The organism is Algoriphagus lutimaris (assembly GCF_017051705.1).
Lineage (GTDB): Bacteria > Bacteroidota > Bacteroidia > Cytophagales > Cyclobacteriaceae > Algoriphagus > Algoriphagus lutimaris.
In genome coordinates this window covers 807,467-827,657 of record NZ_JAFIDJ010000002.1, presented here as the reverse complement: position 1 = coordinate 827,657, position 20,191 = coordinate 807,467, and the positions used below count along the sequence as shown (strand labels likewise).

General features: G+C 38.0%; 20 protein-coding genes. 13 read left to right on the top strand and 7 right to left on the bottom strand.

Features of this window, described 5'->3' with window-relative positions; all coding sequences use genetic code 11:
- The first annotated feature begins 5 nt into the window (after positions 1–5).
- The 3 genes from JYB62_RS14150 to JYB62_RS14140 are packed head-to-tail and all read left to right on the top strand — an operon-like array spanning position 6 to position 2,086.
- The gene (locus tag JYB62_RS14150; RefSeq protein ID WP_205646071.1) at positions 6–932 is read left to right on the top strand and encodes an FKBP-type peptidyl-prolyl cis-trans isomerase; all 927 of its coding nucleotides are present in this window, start codon (positions 6–8) and stop codon (positions 930–932) included.
- A 44-nt stretch (positions 933–976) separates the two neighbouring features.
- A complete protein-coding gene (locus tag JYB62_RS14145) occupies positions 977–1,531 on the top strand; it encodes an FKBP-type peptidyl-prolyl cis-trans isomerase (RefSeq protein WP_205646070.1) in 555 nt (184 codons plus the stop codon).
- Positions 1,532–1,534: 3 nt separating this feature from the next.
- Positions 1,535–2,086, top strand: a complete 552-nt coding sequence (locus tag JYB62_RS14140; RefSeq protein ID WP_205646069.1) for an FKBP-type peptidyl-prolyl cis-trans isomerase — start codon at positions 1,535–1,537, stop codon at positions 2,084–2,086.
- Between the two features lie 13 nt (positions 2,087–2,099).
- Here the strand turns inward: JYB62_RS14140 and JYB62_RS14135 are convergent, their stop codons facing one another.
- Positions 2,100–2,690: a methyltransferase family protein gene (locus tag JYB62_RS14135; protein ID WP_205646068.1), complete on the bottom strand. Its 591-nt coding sequence runs from the start codon at positions 2,688–2,690 to the stop codon at positions 2,100–2,102.
- Positions 2,691–2,722: 32 nt separating this feature from the next.
- Between JYB62_RS14135 and JYB62_RS14130 the strand changes: the two genes are divergently transcribed.
- The gene (locus JYB62_RS14130; RefSeq protein ID WP_205646067.1) at positions 2,723–3,931 is read left to right on the top strand and encodes an NAD(P)-dependent oxidoreductase; all 1,209 of its coding nucleotides are present in this window, start codon (positions 2,723–2,725) and stop codon (positions 3,929–3,931) included.
- Between the two features lies 1 nt (position 3,932).
- Entirely contained in the window at positions 3,933–4,598 is a 666-nt protein-coding gene (gene deoC, locus JYB62_RS14125) for a deoxyribose-phosphate aldolase (RefSeq protein WP_205646066.1), read from the top strand.
- On the opposite strand, the gene JYB62_RS14120 is transcribed toward deoC, so the two are convergent.
- A complete protein-coding gene (locus JYB62_RS14120; RefSeq protein ID WP_205646065.1) occupies positions 4,595–5,707 on the bottom strand; it encodes a Na/Pi symporter in 1,113 nt (370 codons plus the stop codon). The two genes, deoC and JYB62_RS14120, sit on opposite strands and share 4 nt — an antisense overlap.
- Positions 5,708–5,938: 231 nt before the next feature.
- Here JYB62_RS14120 and JYB62_RS14115 point away from each other — a divergent pair, with 231 nt between their 5' ends.
- The 5 genes from JYB62_RS14115 to JYB62_RS14095 all read left to right on the top strand — a co-directional run bounded on the left by JYB62_RS14115 (position 5,939) and on the right by JYB62_RS14095 (position 12,253).
- The gene (locus JYB62_RS14115; RefSeq protein WP_205646064.1) at positions 5,939–7,081 is read left to right on the top strand and encodes a hypothetical protein; all 1,143 of its coding nucleotides are present in this window, start codon (positions 5,939–5,941) and stop codon (positions 7,079–7,081) included.
- Positions 7,082–7,087: 6 nt separating this feature from the next.
- Positions 7,088–7,531 carry a nucleoside deaminase gene (locus tag JYB62_RS14110; protein WP_205646063.1) on the top strand — a complete coding sequence of 148 codons (444 nt, stop codon included), beginning with the start codon at positions 7,088–7,090 and terminating at the stop codon, positions 7,529–7,531.
- 103 nt (positions 7,532–7,634) lie between these two features.
- Positions 7,635–8,240 (top strand): superoxide dismutase, encoded by a 606-nt coding sequence (locus JYB62_RS14105; protein WP_205646062.1) that lies wholly within the window; start codon positions 7,635–7,637, stop codon positions 8,238–8,240.
- 203 nt (positions 8,241–8,443) lie between these two features.
- Positions 8,444–10,873, top strand: a complete 2,430-nt coding sequence (locus JYB62_RS14100) for a TonB-dependent receptor (RefSeq protein WP_205646061.1) — start codon at positions 8,444–8,446, stop codon at positions 10,871–10,873.
- 63 nt (positions 10,874–10,936) lie between these two features.
- Positions 10,937–12,253 carry a serine hydrolase domain-containing protein gene (locus JYB62_RS14095; RefSeq protein ID WP_205646060.1) on the top strand — a complete coding sequence of 439 codons (1,317 nt, stop codon included), beginning with the start codon at positions 10,937–10,939 and terminating at the stop codon, positions 12,251–12,253.
- A gap of 50 nt (positions 12,254–12,303) precedes the next feature.
- Here the strand turns inward: JYB62_RS14095 and JYB62_RS14090 are convergent, their stop codons facing one another.
- Positions 12,304–12,768 carry a MaoC family dehydratase gene (locus JYB62_RS14090; RefSeq protein ID WP_205646059.1) on the bottom strand — a complete coding sequence of 155 codons (465 nt, stop codon included), beginning with the start codon at positions 12,766–12,768 and terminating at the stop codon, positions 12,304–12,306.
- Positions 12,769–12,917: 149 nt separating this feature from the next.
- Here JYB62_RS14090 and JYB62_RS14085 point away from each other — a divergent pair, with 149 nt between their 5' ends.
- Together JYB62_RS14085 and mtgA are read left to right on the top strand one after the other, a co-directional pair.
- Positions 12,918–13,712, top strand: a complete 795-nt coding sequence (locus JYB62_RS14085) for a class I SAM-dependent methyltransferase (RefSeq protein ID WP_205646058.1) — start codon at positions 12,918–12,920, stop codon at positions 13,710–13,712.
- Positions 13,713–13,716: 4 nt separating this feature from the next.
- Positions 13,717–14,412: a monofunctional biosynthetic peptidoglycan transglycosylase gene (gene mtgA, locus JYB62_RS14080; protein WP_205646057.1), complete on the top strand. Its 696-nt coding sequence runs from the start codon at positions 13,717–13,719 to the stop codon at positions 14,410–14,412.
- A 445-nt stretch (positions 14,413–14,857) separates the two neighbouring features.
- Here mtgA and JYB62_RS14075 read toward each other — a convergent pair whose 3' ends face one another.
- Positions 14,858–16,636 carry a chloride channel protein gene (locus JYB62_RS14075; protein WP_205646056.1) on the bottom strand — a complete coding sequence of 593 codons (1,779 nt, stop codon included), beginning with the start codon at positions 16,634–16,636 and terminating at the stop codon, positions 14,858–14,860.
- Positions 16,637–16,706: 70 nt separating this feature from the next.
- Entirely contained in the window at positions 16,707–17,630 is a 924-nt protein-coding gene (locus JYB62_RS14070; protein WP_205646055.1) for a M28 family peptidase, read from the bottom strand.
- Positions 17,631–17,700: 70 nt separating this feature from the next.
- On the opposite strand from JYB62_RS14070, the gene JYB62_RS14065 reads away from it, so the two are divergent.
- Positions 17,701–18,684 carry an NTPase gene (locus tag JYB62_RS14065; protein ID WP_205646054.1) on the top strand — a complete coding sequence of 328 codons (984 nt, stop codon included), beginning with the start codon at positions 17,701–17,703 and terminating at the stop codon, positions 18,682–18,684.
- 186 nt (positions 18,685–18,870) lie between these two features.
- On the opposite strand, the gene yjjX is transcribed toward JYB62_RS14065, so the two are convergent.
- Together yjjX and JYB62_RS14055 are read right to left on the bottom strand one after the other, a co-directional pair.
- Complete coding sequence (yjjX, locus tag JYB62_RS14060) at positions 18,871–19,437, bottom strand: inosine/xanthosine triphosphatase (protein WP_205646053.1); 567 nt, start codon at positions 19,435–19,437, stop codon at positions 18,871–18,873.
- 26 nt (positions 19,438–19,463) lie between these two features.
- Positions 19,464–20,171: a YebC/PmpR family DNA-binding transcriptional regulator gene (locus tag JYB62_RS14055; RefSeq protein WP_074225806.1), complete on the bottom strand. Its 708-nt coding sequence runs from the start codon at positions 20,169–20,171 to the stop codon at positions 19,464–19,466.
- Positions 20,172–20,191: the final 20 nt, after the last annotated feature.

Here is a 20,191-nt window from a genome sequence, read left to right as displayed (position 1 = left end):
TCTTTATGAAAAATAACAACAGCCTATTGGCTTTAATCGTCTTGATGCTTGGGGTAGCCCTAGTTTCTTCTTGTCAAAAGAAAAAAGTAACCGAAAAAGACGGAATTGAGTACGCCTACGTTTCTGAGGGAAATGAGACGGCTCCTAATGGAGATTTTCTTCTTTACAACTTGGAAATTACCAATGGAGATGACTCTGTCATTTATTCCACAGCAGACCAGCCATTTCCAGGCTATTTGATGGCTAATGATTCCATTACTCCTACCAATGGGATGGATGAGATTTTCTTGAACTTGAAAAAAGGAGACAGCATCGCATTTGAATCTACTGCCAAAATTATTTTTGGGGAGAATTTTCCTCCATTCTTGAAAGAGGATGATGTAGTAAAAGTAAGATTAGGTGCGTTTGAAATCATGGATCAGTTAGAAATTGAGGCTTTTTTCAACCAAACCATGGAAGCTGAAGAACTAAAAAGAGCGGATAGAGCAAAGGAATTATTGGTAGAAGAAGCAAAAACTATTGAAGCATATGTTGCGGAAAAGGGTTTAAATGCGAATAAGACTGAGAGCGGACTATATTATGTGATCGAAGAAGAAGGAACAGGTGAGCCAGTCACTCCAGGTACTACCATGAATGTGAATTATGCTGGTTACCTGTTGGACGGGACTTTATTTGATACTTCTATAGAGGAATTAGCTAAGGAGAATGATGTTTATAATCCTCAAAGACCCTACGAACCACTTCCTGTCAATGTAGGAATGGGTCAGGTAATTCCTGGATGGGATGAAGGATTGTTATTGTTGAAAAAAGGTTCTAAAGGGAAGTTCTTGATACCTTCTCCATTGGCATATGGTGAAAATGGAGCTGGAGCTATGATTGGACCTAATTCTATCCTAATCTTCGATGTAGAGGTAGTAGATGTTCAGAAATAAGTCCGCCAAGACTTAGGACAAACAATTAAAACTATACCAACACAATGAAAATTAAACTGTATTCATTTCTTTCCTTACTTGTAGGAAGCATTACACTTGTATCTTGTATTGACACTGAAGAGACTTCAGAAGCTATTTTCTTAGAAGATAAAGCAGAGATTGAGGCTTATTTGGATACTACTTCCATAGTCAATGTCAAAGAATACAAGGATCAGGCGAATGCCTATTACATTATTTGGCAAGAGCTGTCCAATAGTAAAGATTCAGTTTATGTAGGTGATACAGTAGTTGTTCACTATACAGGTAAATTCTTGAGTGGAAAAGTGTTTGATACCAGTATCGAACAAGTAGCCAAGGATAATGGCTTGTATAGAGACAATTATAATTATCCTCCACTTTCATTTAGAGTGGGTTCCTTTTCTGTTCTTACTGCCTTTGAGTTTGGAATTAGACAAATGGAAACTGGGGATAAGGCAACCATCATCATGCCTTCTGAATTAGGTTATGGTAGAAATGGCCAGGGACCAGTACCTCCAAATACCCCTTTGGTCTTTGAAGTGGAATTAGTGGAAATCAAACCTGGTCTAAGAGAAAATTAATACATGAAGAAATTATTCTATTTCCTTTTAGTTGGGCTTTTCAGTGCAATTATTGCCTGCGAACCAAATAATCCTTTCAACACGGGTCCTGTTTATGATGTAGATGGGAATCTTGCCATCGACTCTGTGAAAATAGCGGCTTATATTGACACGGCTCAAGTAGACAGTCTGTATAGAATCCATGACCCATCTGGTGTAGTGATTATTGTTCAAGAAGAGGGAGTAGGGTCTCGACCTACTGGCGGAAATATTGTATATACGGATTATACTGGCTTCTTAATGGAAGATGGTTCCGTATTCGATACCACCGATGAAACCATTGCCAGAGAAAATAATATCTATGTAGAAGGAGCTGCCTATGATATTTTCAAATTCCAGGTAGGAGCGGGAAATGTAATTACTGGATGGGATATCGGTTTTAGACGAATCAGACCAGGTACCAAGGCAAGAATGATTATTCCTTCTCCTTATGGTTATCGTTCTTCTGAAAATAACAGTAGGATCCCACCGAATTCGATATTGATTTTCGATGTTGACTTTAAAGGAACAGATTGATATTAAAGAGGGCTTAGGCCCTCTTTTTTTTGCCCCACCTAGGAAGGATCATAGGGACCTTTTTTTGATACTCCCGATAGGCTTTACCAAATTGATCTACTAGATTTTTTTCTTCGAAATACATTCCAAATGGTAAATATAGAATCAGACAGCTAAAATGAATCAAAGCTGTATAGGTTGCAGAAACCAACAAATAGCCTAAAAAGATTAAAACCAATCCCAAATACAGAGGGTGTCTTACTCGGCTAAATAACCCAGTGGTGATTAATTGAGGGGACTGTTCTTGTGCAGAAATTCCCAAGAACTGTTTGAGATGGAGTTGCTTGGTGGATTTGACTAGTAGGATAGTTCCAAAAGTGGCAAACATATATCCCAAATAGGTCATGAGTGCATTTTGATCTAAAAATTTTGATGCAGGAATAAATAAGGATTGAATCATGATTCCCATAAAAAGCAAGGTGGAAAAGATGGTGTACAAAAGTCTATACCATTTTTGGCTTCCTGCCCATTGGGCTTTTAGAATTCTTTTTAACTTGGCAGAAGCGAAAAGGCTGTGCGTACTATAAAATATGCTCCAGCTGAAAATTAATAGTATATAGCCCATTTATAATTCGATTACCCGATAACCTTATTTTTATGAAAATCGGAATTATCCGCGAAGGAAAAAACCCCCCAGATAGACGAACTCCATTTACTCCTAGTCAAGTCATTCATATTCAGGGACAATATCCTGGAGAATATTCTTTTTATATTCAGTCCAGTCCTCACCGTGCCTTTACTGATATGGAATACATCCATGCGGGCTGTGATGTAGTGGATGATTTGAGTGATTGTGATGTTATTTTTGGAGTAAAAGAAGTGCCCATTGATCAGCTGATCCCGGGAAAAACCTTTTTTTTCTTTTCGCATACCATTAAAAAGCAGCCTTATAACCGTGGCTTGTTAAAAGCGGTTTTGGATAAAAATATTCGCTTATTGGATTATGAAGTTCTGAAAGATGAATCTGGAAAAAGAGTAGTGGCATTTGGAAGATGGGCGGGAATAGTTGGGGCCTATAATGCCTTGTGGACGTATGGAAAGAAAACGGACCTATTTGATATTAAGAGGGCTTATCAGTGTTTTGATAAAAAAGAACTGGAATTGGAGCTTCAAAAGGTACAATTACCTCCTATCAAGATCATCGTAACCGGTTCTGGTAGAGTAGGAAAAGGAGCTAAAGAAATTTTGGATACTTTGGGTGTGAGAGAAGTTTCTACCCATGATTTCCTTCACCATTATTTTGATGAGCCTGTGTATTTGGTTTTAAAATCCTCGGATTATAATAGACGCAAATCTGATGGAGGATATGATCAGGAAGAGTTTTACACTACTCCAGAAAAGTATGAAAGCCATTTTTTAAAGTTTGCGGAGGAAGGGGAAATTTTGATAGCCTCACATTATTGGGATCCTGATGCGCCTAGGTTGTTTGAATTGAAAGATATTGACCATCCTGATTTTGCAATTTCGGTAATTGCAGATATCTCCTGTGACATTCATGGGTCCATACCTACGACCGTGAAAGCTTCCAATATTCTGAACCCAGTGTATGATGTAGATAGAAACACAGGGGAAGCCATTGAAGCATTTGGCAATCAAACCAGTATTTCCGTGATGGCCATTGATAACCTCCCTTGCGAGTTGCCTAGAGGAGCTAGTACTGATTTTGGAGATCAACTGATCCAATGGGTTATCCCAGAATTGAATAAAGATGTTTCTCCAATTTTGGAAGGAGCCACCATTGCCCGGGATGGGGATTTGACTTTGGAATTCATGTATTTATTGGATTATGTAAATGCAAAGTCTTGATATGAAAAACTTTAATAGGTATTTGGAATCAACTCTACTTCAAGCCAACATGACTTCGGATCAACTTGATCAATTGATCAAGGATGCCATTGAGGAGCAGTTTGTAGGTGTATGTGTTCCACCATTTTGGTTGAAAAAAGTTAAAAGAGAGTTGAAAGAGGAAGAAATCCAGTTGGTCACGGTGATAGGGTTTCCTTTGGGTTACACTGATACCGCAACAAAAGTGTTTGAAACGAAGGAGGCAATCAAACAAGGAGCGGATGAATTGGATTTGGTATGGTCCCAGACTTCTTATCACTCTGGAATGAATTGGCCGAAGATAGAAATTGCTCAGATCGCTAAATTATGTCATGAGGAGGAAAAAATTTTAAAAGTTATCATTGAAACTGCTAACCTGAATGAGTCCCAAATCAAAGATGCCTGTCTGATCTGTCAGGATGCAGGTGCGGATTATGTCAAAACATCAACAGGCTTTTCCACTAGAGGAGCTTCTGTAGAGGATATCCTTACCATGAGAGCAACTCTATCTTCGCATGTGGGTGTCAAAGCCTCTGGGGGTATCAAAACGCTGGAATTTGCGATTCAACTGATTGAAGCGGGAGCAGATCGAATCGGAACCAGTTCTGCAAAGCAATTAATGGATGCTTGGAAAATGAAATATTCTTAATAGTTGCTGAAATAAATCAGTAAGAATGGAATGATAAAGAAGGTCAGCAAAATATAAGCGAAACCAATAAATCGGGTTTGAACTGATTTTGCTCCCATATAAGTAGCCATTCTAACAGGGATATTTCGGATACCTGGGAAAGGCAAGATGATTAAGGCTCCAAACAAGTTTATCAAGAAGTGAACAATAGCTAATGCGATGGCTGCCTCTGTTTTATAGAATGCGGCTATGGCAGCAGTAATCGTAGTGCCAATATTTGCCCCAATGATAAAAGGGAATGATTTTTTAAGAGATACTTTTTTATTAGCTACGAGCGGTACCACCAATGAGGTTGTTACGGTGCTGGATTGTACCGCCGCGGTAAAAAATATTCCATAAATAAACGCCAAGTTCGTTTTCTTGAAGACAAAATTGTTGATTTCCTGAAAGCTATCTAATACAAAGGCTTTATAGACAGAAGAGGAAAGCAATTTAATGGCTCCAAAGACCAGGAATATTGCCAATACCAAGGTTAAAAAAGGAATCTGAATTGTTTCAGAGATCCATTCTGTCATAGGACGTGTAAATACTTTGTTGTTGTAATTGAAGTTTCCTGAATAGTTTTCGCTAGTAAGGAAAAAGGAAGCCAGTTTGTGAGCAATTCTGGATAAAAACTGGAAATAATATTCTAAAGGGAATAAAATAAAAACAGTAATAATGTTAAATAAGTCATGAATGACCCCTGCTGAGATGGCTCTTTTAAACTGTTTCTTTTTCATGATATAAGAAAATGAAACAAGTGTAGAGGTCAAGGTAGTACCTATATTTGCACCCATTACCATTGGAACGGCTTGTTCCATGCTCATATTTCCCGCGGCAACAATCGCCACGATACTCGAAGTTACTGTTGAGCTGCTTTGGATTAGAGCTGTCATTAAAAGACCAATGAAAAGGCTGACGAATGGATTTTTGGTGGCCATTAAAATATCATTTGCCACAGTGCTGTTTAGTTGACCCATCGCAACTGTAAGAAGGTCGATCGAAAAAATGAATAATATGATGGCCAAAAGCATTAAGATATAGCTTTTGGTTTTGTTTTTTACAGGTTGTTCCTGATCATATAATTCCATCCCAGCGTATTATAGTTGGTAGTCTACTAATACTAATGATATTTCACTTCGAAGCCTAATGTCGAAGAAATTCCAAATTTTAATTAAAATAAATCGCAAAAGTTGAAATTTTTTTGCGAATTACAAGCCAAACTAAGTGTAATAGAAAAGAATTTGTGCGTACTTAACAATTTCTTAATATTCCCAGAAGATTATCTTCATTAATTTTGTAGCCAAATAGAAAACAAAGACATGGCCAAGGCTAAGAATAAAAATCTCGACCAGAACATTAATCAGGAGAAGTTAAGTAAAAGTGCATACTCTATATTTGACTTTGCCAAGAAAGAAAAGCAGTTCCTGATAGGTATATGTATACTTATATCAATTGCTGGATTAATACTACCGTATACTTATGCCGCCATGTGGTTCGGATTTGCTTTGGCGGCCTACTCTGCCATTGCCAATGATAGTATACAGACCATCGGTACTTTCATAGCTTCTAATCAATCCAAAAAATGGTATTGGTTGTGGTTGTTTATGGGGTTAATTTTTGTGGGAACAGTTACCTATAGCTGGTTTACCTTCAATGGTGATGTGAGTTATGAGCGTTTGACTACCAAAGGCCTAGATAAAGCTCCCGAAAGCTTTGTGTTTTTACAGTTGGCAGCGCCAATAGTCTTGTTGATCATGACTAGAATGAGAATGCCGGTTTCTACGACATTCCTATTGCTAAATGTTTTTACCTATAAGGCAGGTACCATTTTAGAAGTAATGAAGAAGAGCTTTGTAGGTTATCTTTTGGCATTCGGTATTGCGATAGTTGTTTGGTTTGTATTGGAGCGGTTTGTTCAGAATTACCTAAAAGGAAAGCCAAAGCCGTACTGGATGTTTTTGCAATGGATCACTTCAGGAACCCTATGGGCTGTTTGGATCATGCAAGATGCGGCAAACATTGCCGTATTCCTTCCAAGACAGTTGAATGTCTATGAATTTTCTGTTTATGCAGGGTTTGTCTTCTTGGGACTTGGATTCCTGTTTTATTTAAAAGGTGACAAAATCCAATCTATTGTAAACGAGAAGTCAAATGTCACGGATGTGAGAGCAGCGACTATTGTGGATTTTGTGTACGCCATTATATTATTCTATTTCAAGATTCACAGCAAAGTTCCAATGAGTACGACTTGGGTGTTTATCGGATTGTTGGGAGGACGTGAATTAGCCATTGCCCTAGGTAAAGCAGCCAAGCCAGAAAAACGTAGAGACTGGGTTAGCAGAGCTTACAAATTGGCAAGTAAAGATGTGGGCAAGGCATTCATTGGATTATTGGTTTCCTTATTGTTGGCAGTCATCATTAACGAGGGAATTAGGGAGGAGATTTTCGCATTTTTCAGATAAAAAGAGTTGGAGCTTTTCACGCACGAATATTTCATGAATGAGGCCTTTAAGCAGGCCAAGGAAGCTTTTGAAGAAGGTGAAATCCCAGTAGGCGCTGTTATTGTGTGTAAAAACAGGATTATAGCAAAAGCTTACAATCAAACTGAAATGCTCAATGATGTGACCGCACATGCTGAAATGCTGGCGATCACCTCAGCAGAAAATTACTTGGGATCCAAATATCTCAACGAATGTAAATTATATGTGACTTTAGAGCCCTGTGCCATGTGTGCCGGGGCTCTTTTTTGGTCCCAAATCGGAGAGGTGCATTTTGCAGCACCTGATCCCAAAAGAGGTTTTAAGCAATGCAACCCTGCAATGCTACACCCAAAAACCAAATTTTTTCAGGGGCCTATGGCCTTAGAATCGGAGCAATTGATACTTGAATTTTTCAAAAAGCTGAGAAACTAAAAGGAAATTGGATTTCAGGGAATTTTTTTTCTTTTCTACCAGTTCCTTAGGCAGATTATTTGAATGAATATAATTTTAACGTTTAACCTTAAATTTTAACAATATGGCTTTTGAACTTCCTTCATTACCTTATGCATATGATGCATTAGAACCAAACATTGATGCACGTACAATGGAAATCCATTATACAAAGCACCACAATGGATATGTGACTAACTTAAACAATGCAATTGCAGGGACTGATCTAGAAGGTAAATCTCTGGAAGAGTTGTTGAAAATCGCAGGTTCAAATACTGCGGTAAGAAATAATGGGGGTGGTCATTTTAATCACTCACTTTTCTGGACGATCCTTTCTCCAAATGGTGGAGGAGCCCCTACTGGAGAGTTAGCTACTGCAATTGATGCAAAATTCGGCTCTTTCGATGCATTCAAAGAAACATTCAATAAAGCTGCTGCTACCAGATTTGGTTCAGGATGGGCTTGGCTTTGTGTAGATGCCAAAAAAGAACTTTGTGTTTGTTCCTCCCCAAATCAAGACAATCCATTAATGGATGTTGCTGAGTGCCCTGGTACTCCAATCCTTGGTTTGGATGTTTGGGAACATGCATACTATTTAAATTACCAAAATAGAAGACCTGATTACATTGCTTCATTCTGGAATGTAGTGAATTGGGAAGAAGTAAGTAAGAGATATGCTGCTGCTAAATAAGCAGAACTAAAAATTCTTTCTAAAATCCCCGGTATGAATCGGGGATTTTTTTGTTTAAAACCGATCGAAATACTGTTCGGTTTTGATACAGTTCTATTTTTTGTTTTGCTAAAAAACGCCATTCTATGCTTTTTTGGGGCATTTTTTACTCTTGGCATTTTGTTTTCACTAGTTGGCACAGTTAACACATATATTTCATAGTAATGAAAACTACCAACTTACTCTTTTTAACTCTATTCTCATATTTGTTGGGAATGAGTAATCTTGCTGCAAAAGATCTTAGTAAAATATCCGGAAAAATTTTAGATCAGAATGGGCAGGCAGTTCCTTATGCCAATGTGGCCTTAATTGCGGTAAATGATGGACATCTTGTAGATGGAGCTGTATCCGATGAGAATGGATTATTTTTGATTGAATCAGCAAAAACAGCACAAGTAAAAGTGGTGATTTCCTCTATTGGTTTTAAACCATTTGAATCTGATCCGTTTGAATTGAAACCTGGGACGATTAAGGAAATGGGAGAATTGACGGTACATGATGAAGCTACCGGATTGGATGAGGTGACAGTTTCTTCTACACGACCAGAAATTATCATTGAACCTGACAAAACCATAGTCAATGTAGAAGGAACAGTGATGGCGGAAGGATCAACCGCTTTGGATGTGATCGGGAGATCTCCAGGGATCTATGTGGATCAGGATGGAATCATCAATTTGAATGGTCGTACTGGTGTCGTAGTGATGATCAATGATCGCCAAACTTATATGAGCGCCACAGACTTGGCTAATTTCTTAAGAGCTATGCCAGCCGACAATATTAAGAGTATTGAAGTTATCAATAATCCGTCTGCCAGATTTGACGCAGAAGGATCTGCAGGCGTGATCAATATTCGACTTAAAAAGAATACCGTAGATGGAATGTTTGGAAATGTTCAGGCGGGTGGTCAATATAATGGCTACTGGGCACCGATTGCAGGAGTTTCTTTGAATGTTAAGAAAGGGAAATGGTCCACTAATGCAGATTTGAATTATAATCATTATGCCAACTTAAATGAGTTAGACATTGAGCGGAATTTTGATGTAGCGGAAGGGGTTTCCAATTTCTTACAAGAGTCTAGAATTAGGCAAAGAAATAAAAATTTGTTTTTCAATGGAGCAGCAAATTATGAAATCAATAAGAACCACAACATTGGTATCAATCTTCAGGCATCCGATTTTGACAATACAACCACCAATCCATCTCTAACTGAAATAATTACTCCTGGGGTGGTGGATAAGACCTATTTAGATTCTTATAATGATTCAAAAGGTGGAGGAAATCGATTCTTCGGAAACCTTCACTATGGTGGAAACTTGGATACCTTAGGTACTAAGTTGACAGCAGATTTTGACTTTACCAGAATGAATTCAGGTAGTGAATCCTTGTTGAGTACGACTACATGGACTGGAGAAGATCAGGTTGATGCTGCCCGTGGGAGGCTTAACACTGTAAATGATATGTACTATAATATCTTTACTGCAAAAGTAGACTTTGTAAAGCCGCTGGGTAAAGGAACGCTAGAGACCGGTGTAAAAGGGTCATGGGTGATGTCAGATAATAATTTGGATTTGACCTTGGCGATAGAAGATGGTCCTTTTGAGCCAACTCCAAACAGTAATCACTTTATATATCATGAAAATGTCTTGGCAGGTTACGCTTCTTATAAAGGAAAGTTTTCTGATAAGGTAAGTTACCAGGCAGGTTTGAGAGGGGAGTATTCCAATATTGAAGGGAATTCGGTGACTTTGGATCAAATCAATACTCAGGAGTATTTCAACTTATTTCCAAGTGCATTTATCCAGCATAAGGTTTCTGATAATTATCAGATCGTTTATAATGCGAATAGAAGAATTACTCGTCCGAATTATAGATTGTTGAATCCATTTGTTTACTATATCGATCCATTGACTTCAGAAAGAGGAAATCCGAATTTGAAGCCTCAATATTCCAATAATTTTGAGATGAACCACGTAGTAAAAGGGGCTTATCAATTTACTATTGGCTACAGTGAAACTTCAGATGCATTTAATCAGGTGTTCATTCAGGATGATGAAGAAAGAACCACTACGACTTTTACCGACAATTTTGATAAAACAAGAAATGCCAACTTTAGAGCAATGGTTCCTGTCCAAATCAGACAGTGGTGGGGAACTTCCAATATGTTGCAAGTAAACTATAATAGATATAAGTCTCAGATTGGTGACGACTACCTGGATACTGAGCAAACTTCATTTATGGTGAGATCACAACACAATATCAACTTACCGAAAGGATTCAAGCTTGAAGTAGTGGGTATGTATTTAGGTCCACAGATTTGGGGACAGGGAGAATTAGAAGGCTTCGGATGGGTAGATGCAGGAGTTACCAAGACCATTATGAAGGATAAATTGACTATCGCCGTAAATGGAACCGACCTATTTAGAACTCAAGTAATTAAAGCGAAAGTTGATTTTGCAGATATTGATTCTTCTTTTAGACAATATAGAAGTAACCAAGGTGTAAGATTTACCCTTCGTTATCGATTCTCTAAAGGAGAAAGTTTCCGAGTGAATAAAAGTTCTGGAAGTGCTGAAGAAAGAAACCGTCTTAACTAATCCTTCACATCCTCCTTGTAACCCAAGGAGGATTTTTTTTATCTTCATTGAAGACAATTTGCTATGAAACAACGGTTTATCTATTCATTATTTATTTTATTGTTTAGCGGAGCTACCCTGATTGCACAAGATTTCAACAAACTGGATCAATATTTCGATTCCTTAGAAGTCCACGACAAGTTTATGGGGAATGTCCTTTTGAAGGCAAATGGAGAAGTGCTTTATGCCCGTTCTCTTGGCTTTAAAGATGTGGGTGAGGGAGTAAAATTAGATGATGATACTAGATTCCGGGTGGGCTCTATCACCAAAATGTTTACCACAGTGATGGTTTTCCAGGCGGTGGAGGAAGGAAAGATGAAATTGGATCAAAAGCTATCTGAATTTATTCCCGAAATCCCTCATTCGGACCAAATCACCATCAGCATGCTCCTTCAGCATAGAAGTGGCATTCATAATTTCACCAATGATGATTTATATGATACTTATTTCACAAGTCCTCAAACTCGTGAGCAGCTTGTTGAAATCATCAAAGATGGAGGAAGCGATTTTGAACCAGACTCCAAAGGAGAGTATAGTAATTCCAATTTTGTCTTACTCACTTTTATTTTAGAAGATGTTTACAATGAATCTTATTCGGAATTAGTAGAGGAAAAAATCACCAAGCCTTTGCAATTGGAACATACCTTAGTGGGTCAGGAAAAAGGAACAAATGAAGCCAAATCCTATTCCTATGAAGATGGTTGGGAGGAAGAACAGGTTACCGACATGTCTATTCCTTTAGGAGCTGGTGCTATTGTTTCTACCGCAGAAGATTTAGGGAAATTTATTGAAGGGCTTTTTTCTGGCAAACTCATTTCTGAGGAGAGTTTGGCATTAATGAAAGAAATAAAGGACGGGTATGGAAGGGGCATGTTCCAATTTCCTTATTATGAAAAGATAGCCTATGGCCACAACGGGGGGATTGATGGTTTTTCGTCTATGATAGGTTATTTACCCGCAGAAGATGTTACAGTCTGTATTTTGTCAAATGGCAGTAATTACAATAACAATAACATCATCCTAGCCATTTTGGATACTCAATTTGGAAGAGAAGTGAAGATTCCAAATTTTCAAACTGCAACATTAACTGAAGAAGAGTTGGATCAATATTTAGGGGAATATGCTTCAGACCAGATTCCTCTTAAAATGACCTTCGTGAAAGAGGGAAATACATTGATTGCGAAACCTACCGGTCAACCTGATACTCCTTTAGAAGCCAGAGGAAATCATGTTTTTGAATTTGTCCAAGCAGGGGCTACGATGATTTTTGATCCAGAGAAAGGCGAAATGACTCTTAAACAAGGTGGGGCTACTATCTTGTTTCAGAGAATAGAACAGTAAAAAAGCCGGAAAATCCGGCTTTATTTTTAGTATAAGATTATGTCAATTGATTATTGAAAGTGGTATAGAAATACTAATACGCCGGTAAAAGCTGGTTTTTTCTGATCTTTGATTTCCAGTTTTACAGATACTTCCGCCTTCACGGTCCCTCTCAGGTTGACTACGGATTTCAGGGTGGCGACTAATCTTACTTGGTCAGTAACCAGCACGGGATGAGCAAATCTGAAATTCTCAATTCCGTAATTAATCATCATTTTTAGATTATTGACCTTAAGGATCTGTTCCCATAAATGAGGAACGATACTAAGGGTTAAATAACCATGTGCAATGGTATTTCCAAATGCTCCTTGGGTTTTTGCTTTTTCAGGATCGGTGTGGATCCATTGGTGATCATAAGTTGCGTCTGCAAATAAATTGATTTGCTCTTGGGTTATTTGGAAGTACTCAGATGTGCCTAACTCTTTACCGCTATATTTTTCAAAATCCTCGAAACTTCCAATTTCTATTGCGCTCATTTGGTTTATTATTTCGTCAAAATCCAAAATAGGGAACTTTTAGGGTTAATTACAAGGGGAAGTTAATGTGATGATAAAATTCAGACTGAAACAATGGAATTAACATACTTCTATTATTTTCTTGATAATTTGCATTAAAATTTAAGTCAATGACATCATACATTCATGGATATGTACCCGAAGAACAAGAACGACTGGTAGAACAAGCAGGAGTGTTAGGTTCTTTGATTTATCCCAGAATTGATTTTAATGGATGTAAACATATCCTTGAAATCGGTTCTGGAGTAGGTGCTCAAACCCAAGTTTTGCTGGACCTATTCCCCGAAATTAGAATCACTTGTGTAGATGCTGAATCGAAACAATTGGAAAAGGCTCAGGTCAATCTTGATTCTTTTAAGGATCGACTTAGTTTTGAGCATCAGGATGCTAGGAATCTACAGTTGAATGAGAAATTTGATGGGGCATTTATCTGTTGGGTATTAGAACATATTCCAGAACCAACTCAGGTATTAAGGAGCTTAAAATCTCATCTTTTGCCTGGATCCAAAATTTGGCTGACTGAAGTTTATAATAGTTCTTTTTACTTTTATCCCGAACTTCCAGGTTTAAAGAATTACTATGAAAAATATAACCAGTTTCAAAGATCCCTCGGAGGAGACCCTGATGTAGGTTTGAAATTGGGGAATCTACTTCATGAGGCAGATTTTATTGATATTAACCTCTTCCCAGGAGGATTTCACTTAAGCCAGCACGACCCTAATACCCTTCAGCAATTTACCACTTATTGGAAAGGGCTGATGAAAAGTGCAGCTGCTTCCATGTTAAAGGCTCAGTTAATCAAAGAAGAAGAGATACGATTAATGGAACAAGATTTGGATACCATTTCCGAGGATAGAAATGCGGTCTTTTACTATCGCTTTGTTCAAGCCAGCGCAACTGTTTAACTAAATGAAAGTATTTCGTAAAATTTGGAGATTTCTCTGGAAACTGTGTATATGGTTTCTTATTCTTTCTATTGGCTTTACAGTTCTTTATCGTTTTGTCCCTGTTCCGGTGACGCCTTTGATGGTGATTCGGCTATTTGAACAAACATTCGATTCAGAAAAAAAGGTGAAGTTGTCGAAAGATTGGGTACCAATGACCCAAATTTCAAAGAATGCTCCCCAGGCAGTAGTGGCTGCGGAGGATCAAAAATTTCTGGATCATCATGGCTTTGACTTTGAGGCCATGAAAAAAGCCTGGGAAGGAAATCAAAAAGGAAAGAATATCAAGGGGGCAAGTACCATTACCCAACAGACTGTAAAAAATGTGTTTTTATGGCCAGATAGAAGTTATCTAAGGAAAGGTTTAGAAGCTTATTTTACGGTGCTGGTAGAGTTGATTTGGCCCAAAGAAAGGATTCTTGAGGTTTATTTGAATGTGATTGAAATGGGGAATGGCATTTACGGGATAGAGGCTGCTGCCCAAACCTATTATAAAAAGCCTGCAGCAAATTTAAATAGAAACGAAGCCGCAATGATTGCCGCCGTATTGCCTAATCCTATTCGTTGGAATCCAAAAAAACCTACTCCTTATATTATTGGAAGACAAGCCTGGATCTTAAAACAAATGAATAATCTGGCCCCGATTGGCTTTGGAATCTAAGGAATACTATTTGTATTATATCTGTTAAAATTGGCTTATACTAATGTGAAGTTTCTGAGAGAATATTTTACCATTTAGGTAAATCCAACTTCACATCTTAAAATGAAGACTAAAAGTTGTGTTTCAGAATATTATTCTAAACTTTGAATTTCTGAGCTTCGAAAATAGAATTACAAATAGAAATTTGCTCTTAGGTTTGTTTAAAAAAAAGGGCCTTGATTGCGTCTATTTAAGGATTGAAAATTGCAAGAAAATTTTATCCACATTTTCATTAATTTATCCACACTTTTCCACTTTGTTATAATAAGTAATTGAAAATCAAGTTTTTATAACATAAAACAATAGCTCGATTTTGTGGATAAAAGTAGCTATCTTAAAAAAAAGGAAGATTTAAATCTTGAAATAAGTGGATAATTTCCAATTCCAAATTTTATTCTAAACTCGCTTAATCTTGCTTCTGTCGAATGAGACGTTTCCTATATGCATTGAATATCCTGGATTTAGAAACGAAGCCTAAATAAATCCCATTTTCAATAACAGGGAGGTTCCAAGCTCCTGAGCTTTCAAATTTTTCCATGGCTTTTTGCATATTTTCAGTAGCCAATAGGATTTCTGGAGGGCTATGCATCAAATCTCGTATAAAAACGGAATCCTGTTGTGATTGGTCAAACATGATATCTCTAATATCATCTAAGGTGACGATGCCTCTAAGGGCCTTTTTCTCATCCACTACAGGGAAGATATTCCTTTTCGAAATTTTAACCAAGTTGGTCAGATCCTTTAATTTAGCATCGGGATGAACAGGCAGAAGATCCCGTTCAATAACATGGGTTATATCAATTAACTCTAGTAGTTCTTGATCTTTTGATTCAGGCAAAAATTTACCCTTGTCTTTTAATTGAAGGGAGTATAAGCTATCCTTTTGATAATAGGTAGTGGTGATAAAGGAAATTGCTGAAACAAACATCAAGGGGACGAAGAGTTCATATCCTCCCGTAATTTCAGCAATTAAGAATATCGCTGAAAGCGGTGCATGCTGTACTCCACTCATGACCCCACACATGGCTACCAAAGTAAAGGAGGCCAGAGGAAGAGGAATGTGGAATCCAAACAGGTTTTTGGAATAGGCAAAGACAAAACCTACGATACCTCCCACATAAAGAGAAGGGGCAAATATCCCTCCGCTACCCCCACTCCCAATGGTTAATGCGGAAGCAATGGGTTTAAATAAGATGATCAAAACCAAGAAAATGATGATCATATAAGGGTTCTCGATCACGGAGAAAAATGGGCTTCTATTCAAAATTTCTGCCGATTTACCTTCAATCAATTGGTTTAGGATATTGTAACCTTCTCCATATATTGGGGGGAAGAAAAACACCATAAAACCTAGAAAAGCACCTCCATATAGCATTCGCATCGTTTGGCTTTCCAATCCTTCCAGAGCTAATTCTGTTCTTCTTACCGCACGGTTAAAATAAAGCGATACCAATCCACAAATAATACCTAATAACAGGTAATAGGGCATATGGGAAGCCTTGAAGGTTTCGGTGAAATTGAAGTTAAAAATGGAATCTTTCCCAATCAAAACCATGGAGGTAAGCGAACCCATCACCGAGGCAATAAGTAGAGGGATGAAACTTGCGGTGCTTATTTCCATTAGGATCACCTCAATTGCAAAAATCACCGCTCCAATGGGCGCTCCGAAGATGGCTGAAATAGCAGCGGCGGCACCACAGCCAATCAATAGGGTTCTTTTTTTTGCATTTAAATGCATCAGCAAGCCTGTATTGGAACCGATGGCAGACCCGGTTACCACCATTGGAGCTTCCAAACCGACTGAACCTCCAAATCCTACGGTTAGTGCCGAAGTAAATAATCGGCTATACATTTTTACCCTAGGAATGAGGCTTTGCTTCTTGGAGATGATAAACAAAACATCCGGGATTCCATGTCCGCCTACATCTTTAAAAATATATTTTCCTACTACATACGCAGCTGTTATCCCTATCATAGGATAAAGGATATACAGGAAATTGGCGTATTCGTTGTAAAAGTCTTCTGTTAAGAACTCCTGAATGGCATGGACTCCGCTTTTCAAAATTACAGCTGCCAGTCCTGAAATTATTCCTATGATCCCGCTAAGGATGATAATAAAGGATTGATTACTCAGATGTCTGAGTCGCCAGATTAGTAGCTTTGTGATAAAATCTGTTTTTGGCAAAATTCAGCGGTATAGTCTTAGAAACAAACCCCAAATTACGCATCCTTTCAGGCAATCCGAAGGATTAATACTATTCTTTCAGTAATTCACGATCTAAAGCAAGGGTGCATTTAAGAATCAGGTTAACTGCCTCGTAATAAAAATCAGGTTGTATGTTTTTAAACTCATCACTTGGCTTGTGGTAATCCGGGTGATCTTCCACCCCAAAATAAATATGTGGAACTCCCTTTTCTAGGAAAGCTCCATGATCTGAGGATTTACTCCAATCATCTCTACCGGTATCTGGTATATCATGACCAAATACTAAAGTTGGGGAAAGACCTAAAGACGCTTTTTCCAAAATCGGTTTTAAATCTGGGTTTTGGTAAGTTCCAGAAGCATATAATTCTCCCTGATTATTTCTGGAAATCATATCCATATTGATATTCAATTCAATTGTTTCAAGTGGAAATGGAAAATCCCTGACCAATGCTCTAGCGCCTTGCAGCCCCATTTCTTCTCCATCCAAAGCGGCAAATATCATACTGTGCTTAGGTCTATTCTTTCTAAAGTATTCTGCCAAAGCTATTAAAGCGGCAGTCCCCGAGGCATTGTCATCCGCTCCATTAAAAATGCTGTCTCCCTCAATAGGGTTTCCTACTCCCACATGGTCGAAATGGGCGGTGATCACGATTAATTTTCTAGATTCACTGCCTGCCACAAACCCTACCACATTAGCACCGTCGAGGCGATCATTAGATCTTCTATTTTCAAAAGAAAACTTTTGCTGAAACTGGAGATAGTGGGTTTCTAATCCAATGGATTTGAACTTCTCAACGATAAAATTTCTGGCTTTTAAGTTTTCCGCACTGCCTGTTTTTCTCCCTTTGAAGTCATCTGAGGATAAATATTCTATATTGTCCAATAGTGATTTTTTATCCACATGTTGAGCTTCGGAATAAAAAGCCAATAGGATAAACAGAAAACTTAGGAAAGACTTCAAATTAATCTGCATCAATGAAAATATTTTTCGTTATGTATATTCGTAAAATTACTAAGCAAAAGGACATCACCTATTTCTACTAATGAAATATATCTTATCTCTAGTTTTTGTTTTCATTTTCCTACTAAGAGGAATGGGGCAAGGCACTTTGCCAGAAACTTTTTTTGATGGGAAATCGATCGTTTTGGTATCGAATGACCCCGGTGCCAGACCTGCGATGGAATGGAAAGCATTAGCTGATAGTGTCCATTCATCCTTGGTGGAGGCAGGAGGAGACCCTGTGGGGTATTTTGAACTGGAACAGGTTGCCATATCAGATGCTGTTCAAGCAGATTATTCCAATGCATTTTCAAGTCGATTGGTCAAAAATATCATTTTTGTAACACGGCAAAAAAACAACACCTCCATTCATGTGGCTCCCTATACAGGGAATGCGCAAATGATCCCTTCTACCAGCTTATTTGGAGTAAGTGGACCTGATTTACAAACAGCAGCCAAACAATTTGCCGCGGTCGGAGCAAATACTAGATCCAAAAATCTATTAGTGATAGATGTGCCTGAGTTTCCTAACATTGGGCAAAATGAGACTTCTTCCGCGCAACAGTTTATTGCAGAAAACCCCTTAAACCTAGAAGTATTTAAACTTGGTATTCCGATCGAAGGCTCCTCTGCTGAATCAGGTCTATTGAGCTATTTCAGGTATGACATGTATGGAAAATCCCAAGCTACCATATTAGCAGAACAGGAAGCTCAAAAATCGGGTATTGAACAAATATTGAAAGCTGAATATCCTTATGCCACAGAATGGTTAACGGAAGCAAAAACTGACCAGGAATTAATTAGGGATCGGGTACAGTTCTTATTAGTAAAGGTGGAAGCAAGAGAAGCAGATATGATGAAAAGTATGGGGTTAGAAGTTCCCGCAGGAGAATCTACGAATCGTACGGTGGTTAAATATTATATCAAGCTTATCGTTCGAAATGAGTTATATATAGGCCCCGAATGGGATGCAGATCCGGATTGGCAGGTTGCGCTTCGAAATTTCCTAAGGAATCTAAAAAAATAAACCTCCTGAGGAGGTTTATAGCTGAATCAATTTTTGGGTGACTGAAACAACTTCTGTAATATCTGAATTGAGTGTATCTACATTTAATGTTACTAATCAAACTCAATTAATTGGATTTTCCAACCATTTTAAAAATTTTTTATAATATAAAGGCAAAAATGTTACTTTTTTACTAAAACTGATTTTTTAGTAGAGGTTTTTATTTAGAAATGGTATTAAAGCAAGAATGATTGCTTGAGAATAATAGGCTTTTCTATCCACTACACCATGGGTCAGAATTCCTACCGAACCACCTTGTTGTTTTGAATTTAGTTGACTAAAAACCTGATCATCAGCTTCACCAAGTTCCATACCTGATTTGATGAGCTTAGTTACTTCATCGGGGAGATAAAAAGTACCCGTCTTTGACTGACTTGATTTATTTTGAGCACTTTCAATGTAAATCCAAGCAAAAGCAAACATGCCATGTTCGTCTTCATCTACACCTCCCTCTATACCTACCCAGAAATCTGCTTCAGGAAATGTTTTTTTAGCATTGATTGCTCTGTTTTTAGCACCTTTCAAAGTTTCCTCGCTACCCAAAGGTTGATCGGAAACACCAGAGGATGTATTCACTCCGTTGACTAAAAATGATTTTGAAAATGCTTCTGAAAATGCTGATTCAGTACATGAGATCTTGACAGGGTTTTTACTTCCTACAATGATCAATTGTTTTTCAGCATCTTGAAAATTTACTCTTTTTGGAAAATTCATAGACATAAAAAAGCCTAGGCAATTGCCTAGGCCATGTTGGTAAATACTTGATTGACATCATCATCTTCTTCCATCTTTTCAATCATCTTATTGATGATTTCTTCTTGCTCTTCCGTCAATTCAGTTAAGGAAGTTGGGAATCTTTGGAAATCTGCACTGATCACTTCAATCCCTTTTTCCTCTAATGCTTTTTGCATGGTGCCAAAATCTGCAAATTCAGTGTAAACAAACAGTTCACCTTCATTCTCATCGATCTCTGACAGTCCATAATCAATTAACTCTAGCTCTAATTCCTCCATGTCCCAATCGCCCTGCGCAAATCGGAATACAGCTTTATGGTCAAACATAAAACTAACGGAACCTGAAGTACCTAGTGAACCTCCGGCCTTGGTAAAGTAAGAACGGACGTTTGCTACGGTCCTATTAATGTTATCTGTTGATGTTTCTACGATGACGGCAATTCCAAAAGGGCCGTAACCTTCATATACTACTTCCTCGTAATCTTTTTCATCCTTATTCGAAGCTCGTTTGATCGCAGCTTCAATTCTGTCCTTGGGCATTTGTGCTCCTTTGGCATTTTGGATGATTGTTCTCAATCTCGGGTTGGACGCGGGATCGGGACCACCGGACTTAACCGCCATCACTATTTCTTTCCCTAGACGCGTGAATACTTTGGACATTTTGTCCCAACGCTTGAATTTTCTTTCTTTTCTGAATTCAAATGCTCTTCCCATGGATATACTTTATTAGGGTG

Bases quoted from the DNA above. Each gene is read 5' to 3' on its own strand.
- JYB62_RS14070 (WP_205646055.1), bottom strand. From the start codon at position 17,630: ATGCAGATTAATTTGAAGTCTTTCCTAAGTTTTCTGTTTATCCTATTG.
- JYB62_RS14100 (WP_205646061.1), top strand. From the start codon at position 8,444: ATGAAAACTACCAACTTACTCTTTTTAACTCTATTCTCATATTTGTTG.
- JYB62_RS14120 (WP_205646065.1), bottom strand. From the start codon at position 5,707: ATGGAATTATATGATCAGGAACAACCTGTAAAAAACAAAACCAAAAGC.
- JYB62_RS14105 (WP_205646062.1), top strand. From the start codon at position 7,635: ATGGCTTTTGAACTTCCTTCATTACCTTATGCATATGATGCATTAGAA.
- JYB62_RS14095 (WP_205646060.1), top strand. From the start codon at position 10,937: ATGAAACAACGGTTTATCTATTCATTATTTATTTTATTGTTTAGCGGA.
- JYB62_RS14115 (WP_205646064.1), top strand. From the start codon at position 5,939: ATGGCCAAGGCTAAGAATAAAAATCTCGACCAGAACATTAATCAGGAG.
- JYB62_RS14150 (WP_205646071.1), top strand. From the start codon at position 6: ATGAAAAATAACAACAGCCTATTGGCTTTAATCGTCTTGATGCTTGGG.
- JYB62_RS14145 (WP_205646070.1), top strand. From the start codon at position 977: ATGAAAATTAAACTGTATTCATTTCTTTCCTTACTTGTAGGAAGCATT.
- JYB62_RS14055 (WP_074225806.1), bottom strand. From the start codon at position 20,171: ATGGGAAGAGCATTTGAATTCAGAAAAGAAAGAAAATTCAAGCGTTGG.
- JYB62_RS14140 (WP_205646069.1), top strand. From the start codon at position 1,535: ATGAAGAAATTATTCTATTTCCTTTTAGTTGGGCTTTTCAGTGCAATT.
- mtgA (WP_205646057.1), top strand. From the start codon at position 13,717: ATGAAAGTATTTCGTAAAATTTGGAGATTTCTCTGGAAACTGTGTATA.
- JYB62_RS14085 (WP_205646058.1), top strand. From the start codon at position 12,918: ATGACATCATACATTCATGGATATGTACCCGAAGAACAAGAACGACTG.
- JYB62_RS14090 (WP_205646059.1), bottom strand. From the start codon at position 12,768: ATGAGCGCAATAGAAATTGGAAGTTTCGAGGATTTTGAAAAATATAGC.
- JYB62_RS14065 (WP_205646054.1), top strand. From the start codon at position 17,701: ATGAAATATATCTTATCTCTAGTTTTTGTTTTCATTTTCCTACTAAGA.
- JYB62_RS14135 (WP_205646068.1), bottom strand. From the start codon at position 2,690: ATGGGCTATATACTATTAATTTTCAGCTGGAGCATATTTTATAGTACG.
- JYB62_RS14130 (WP_205646067.1), top strand. From the start codon at position 2,723: ATGAAAATCGGAATTATCCGCGAAGGAAAAAACCCCCCAGATAGACGA.
- yjjX (WP_205646053.1), bottom strand. From the start codon at position 19,437: ATGAATTTTCCAAAAAGAGTAAATTTTCAAGATGCTGAAAAACAATTG.
- deoC (WP_205646066.1), top strand. From the start codon at position 3,933: ATGAAAAACTTTAATAGGTATTTGGAATCAACTCTACTTCAAGCCAAC.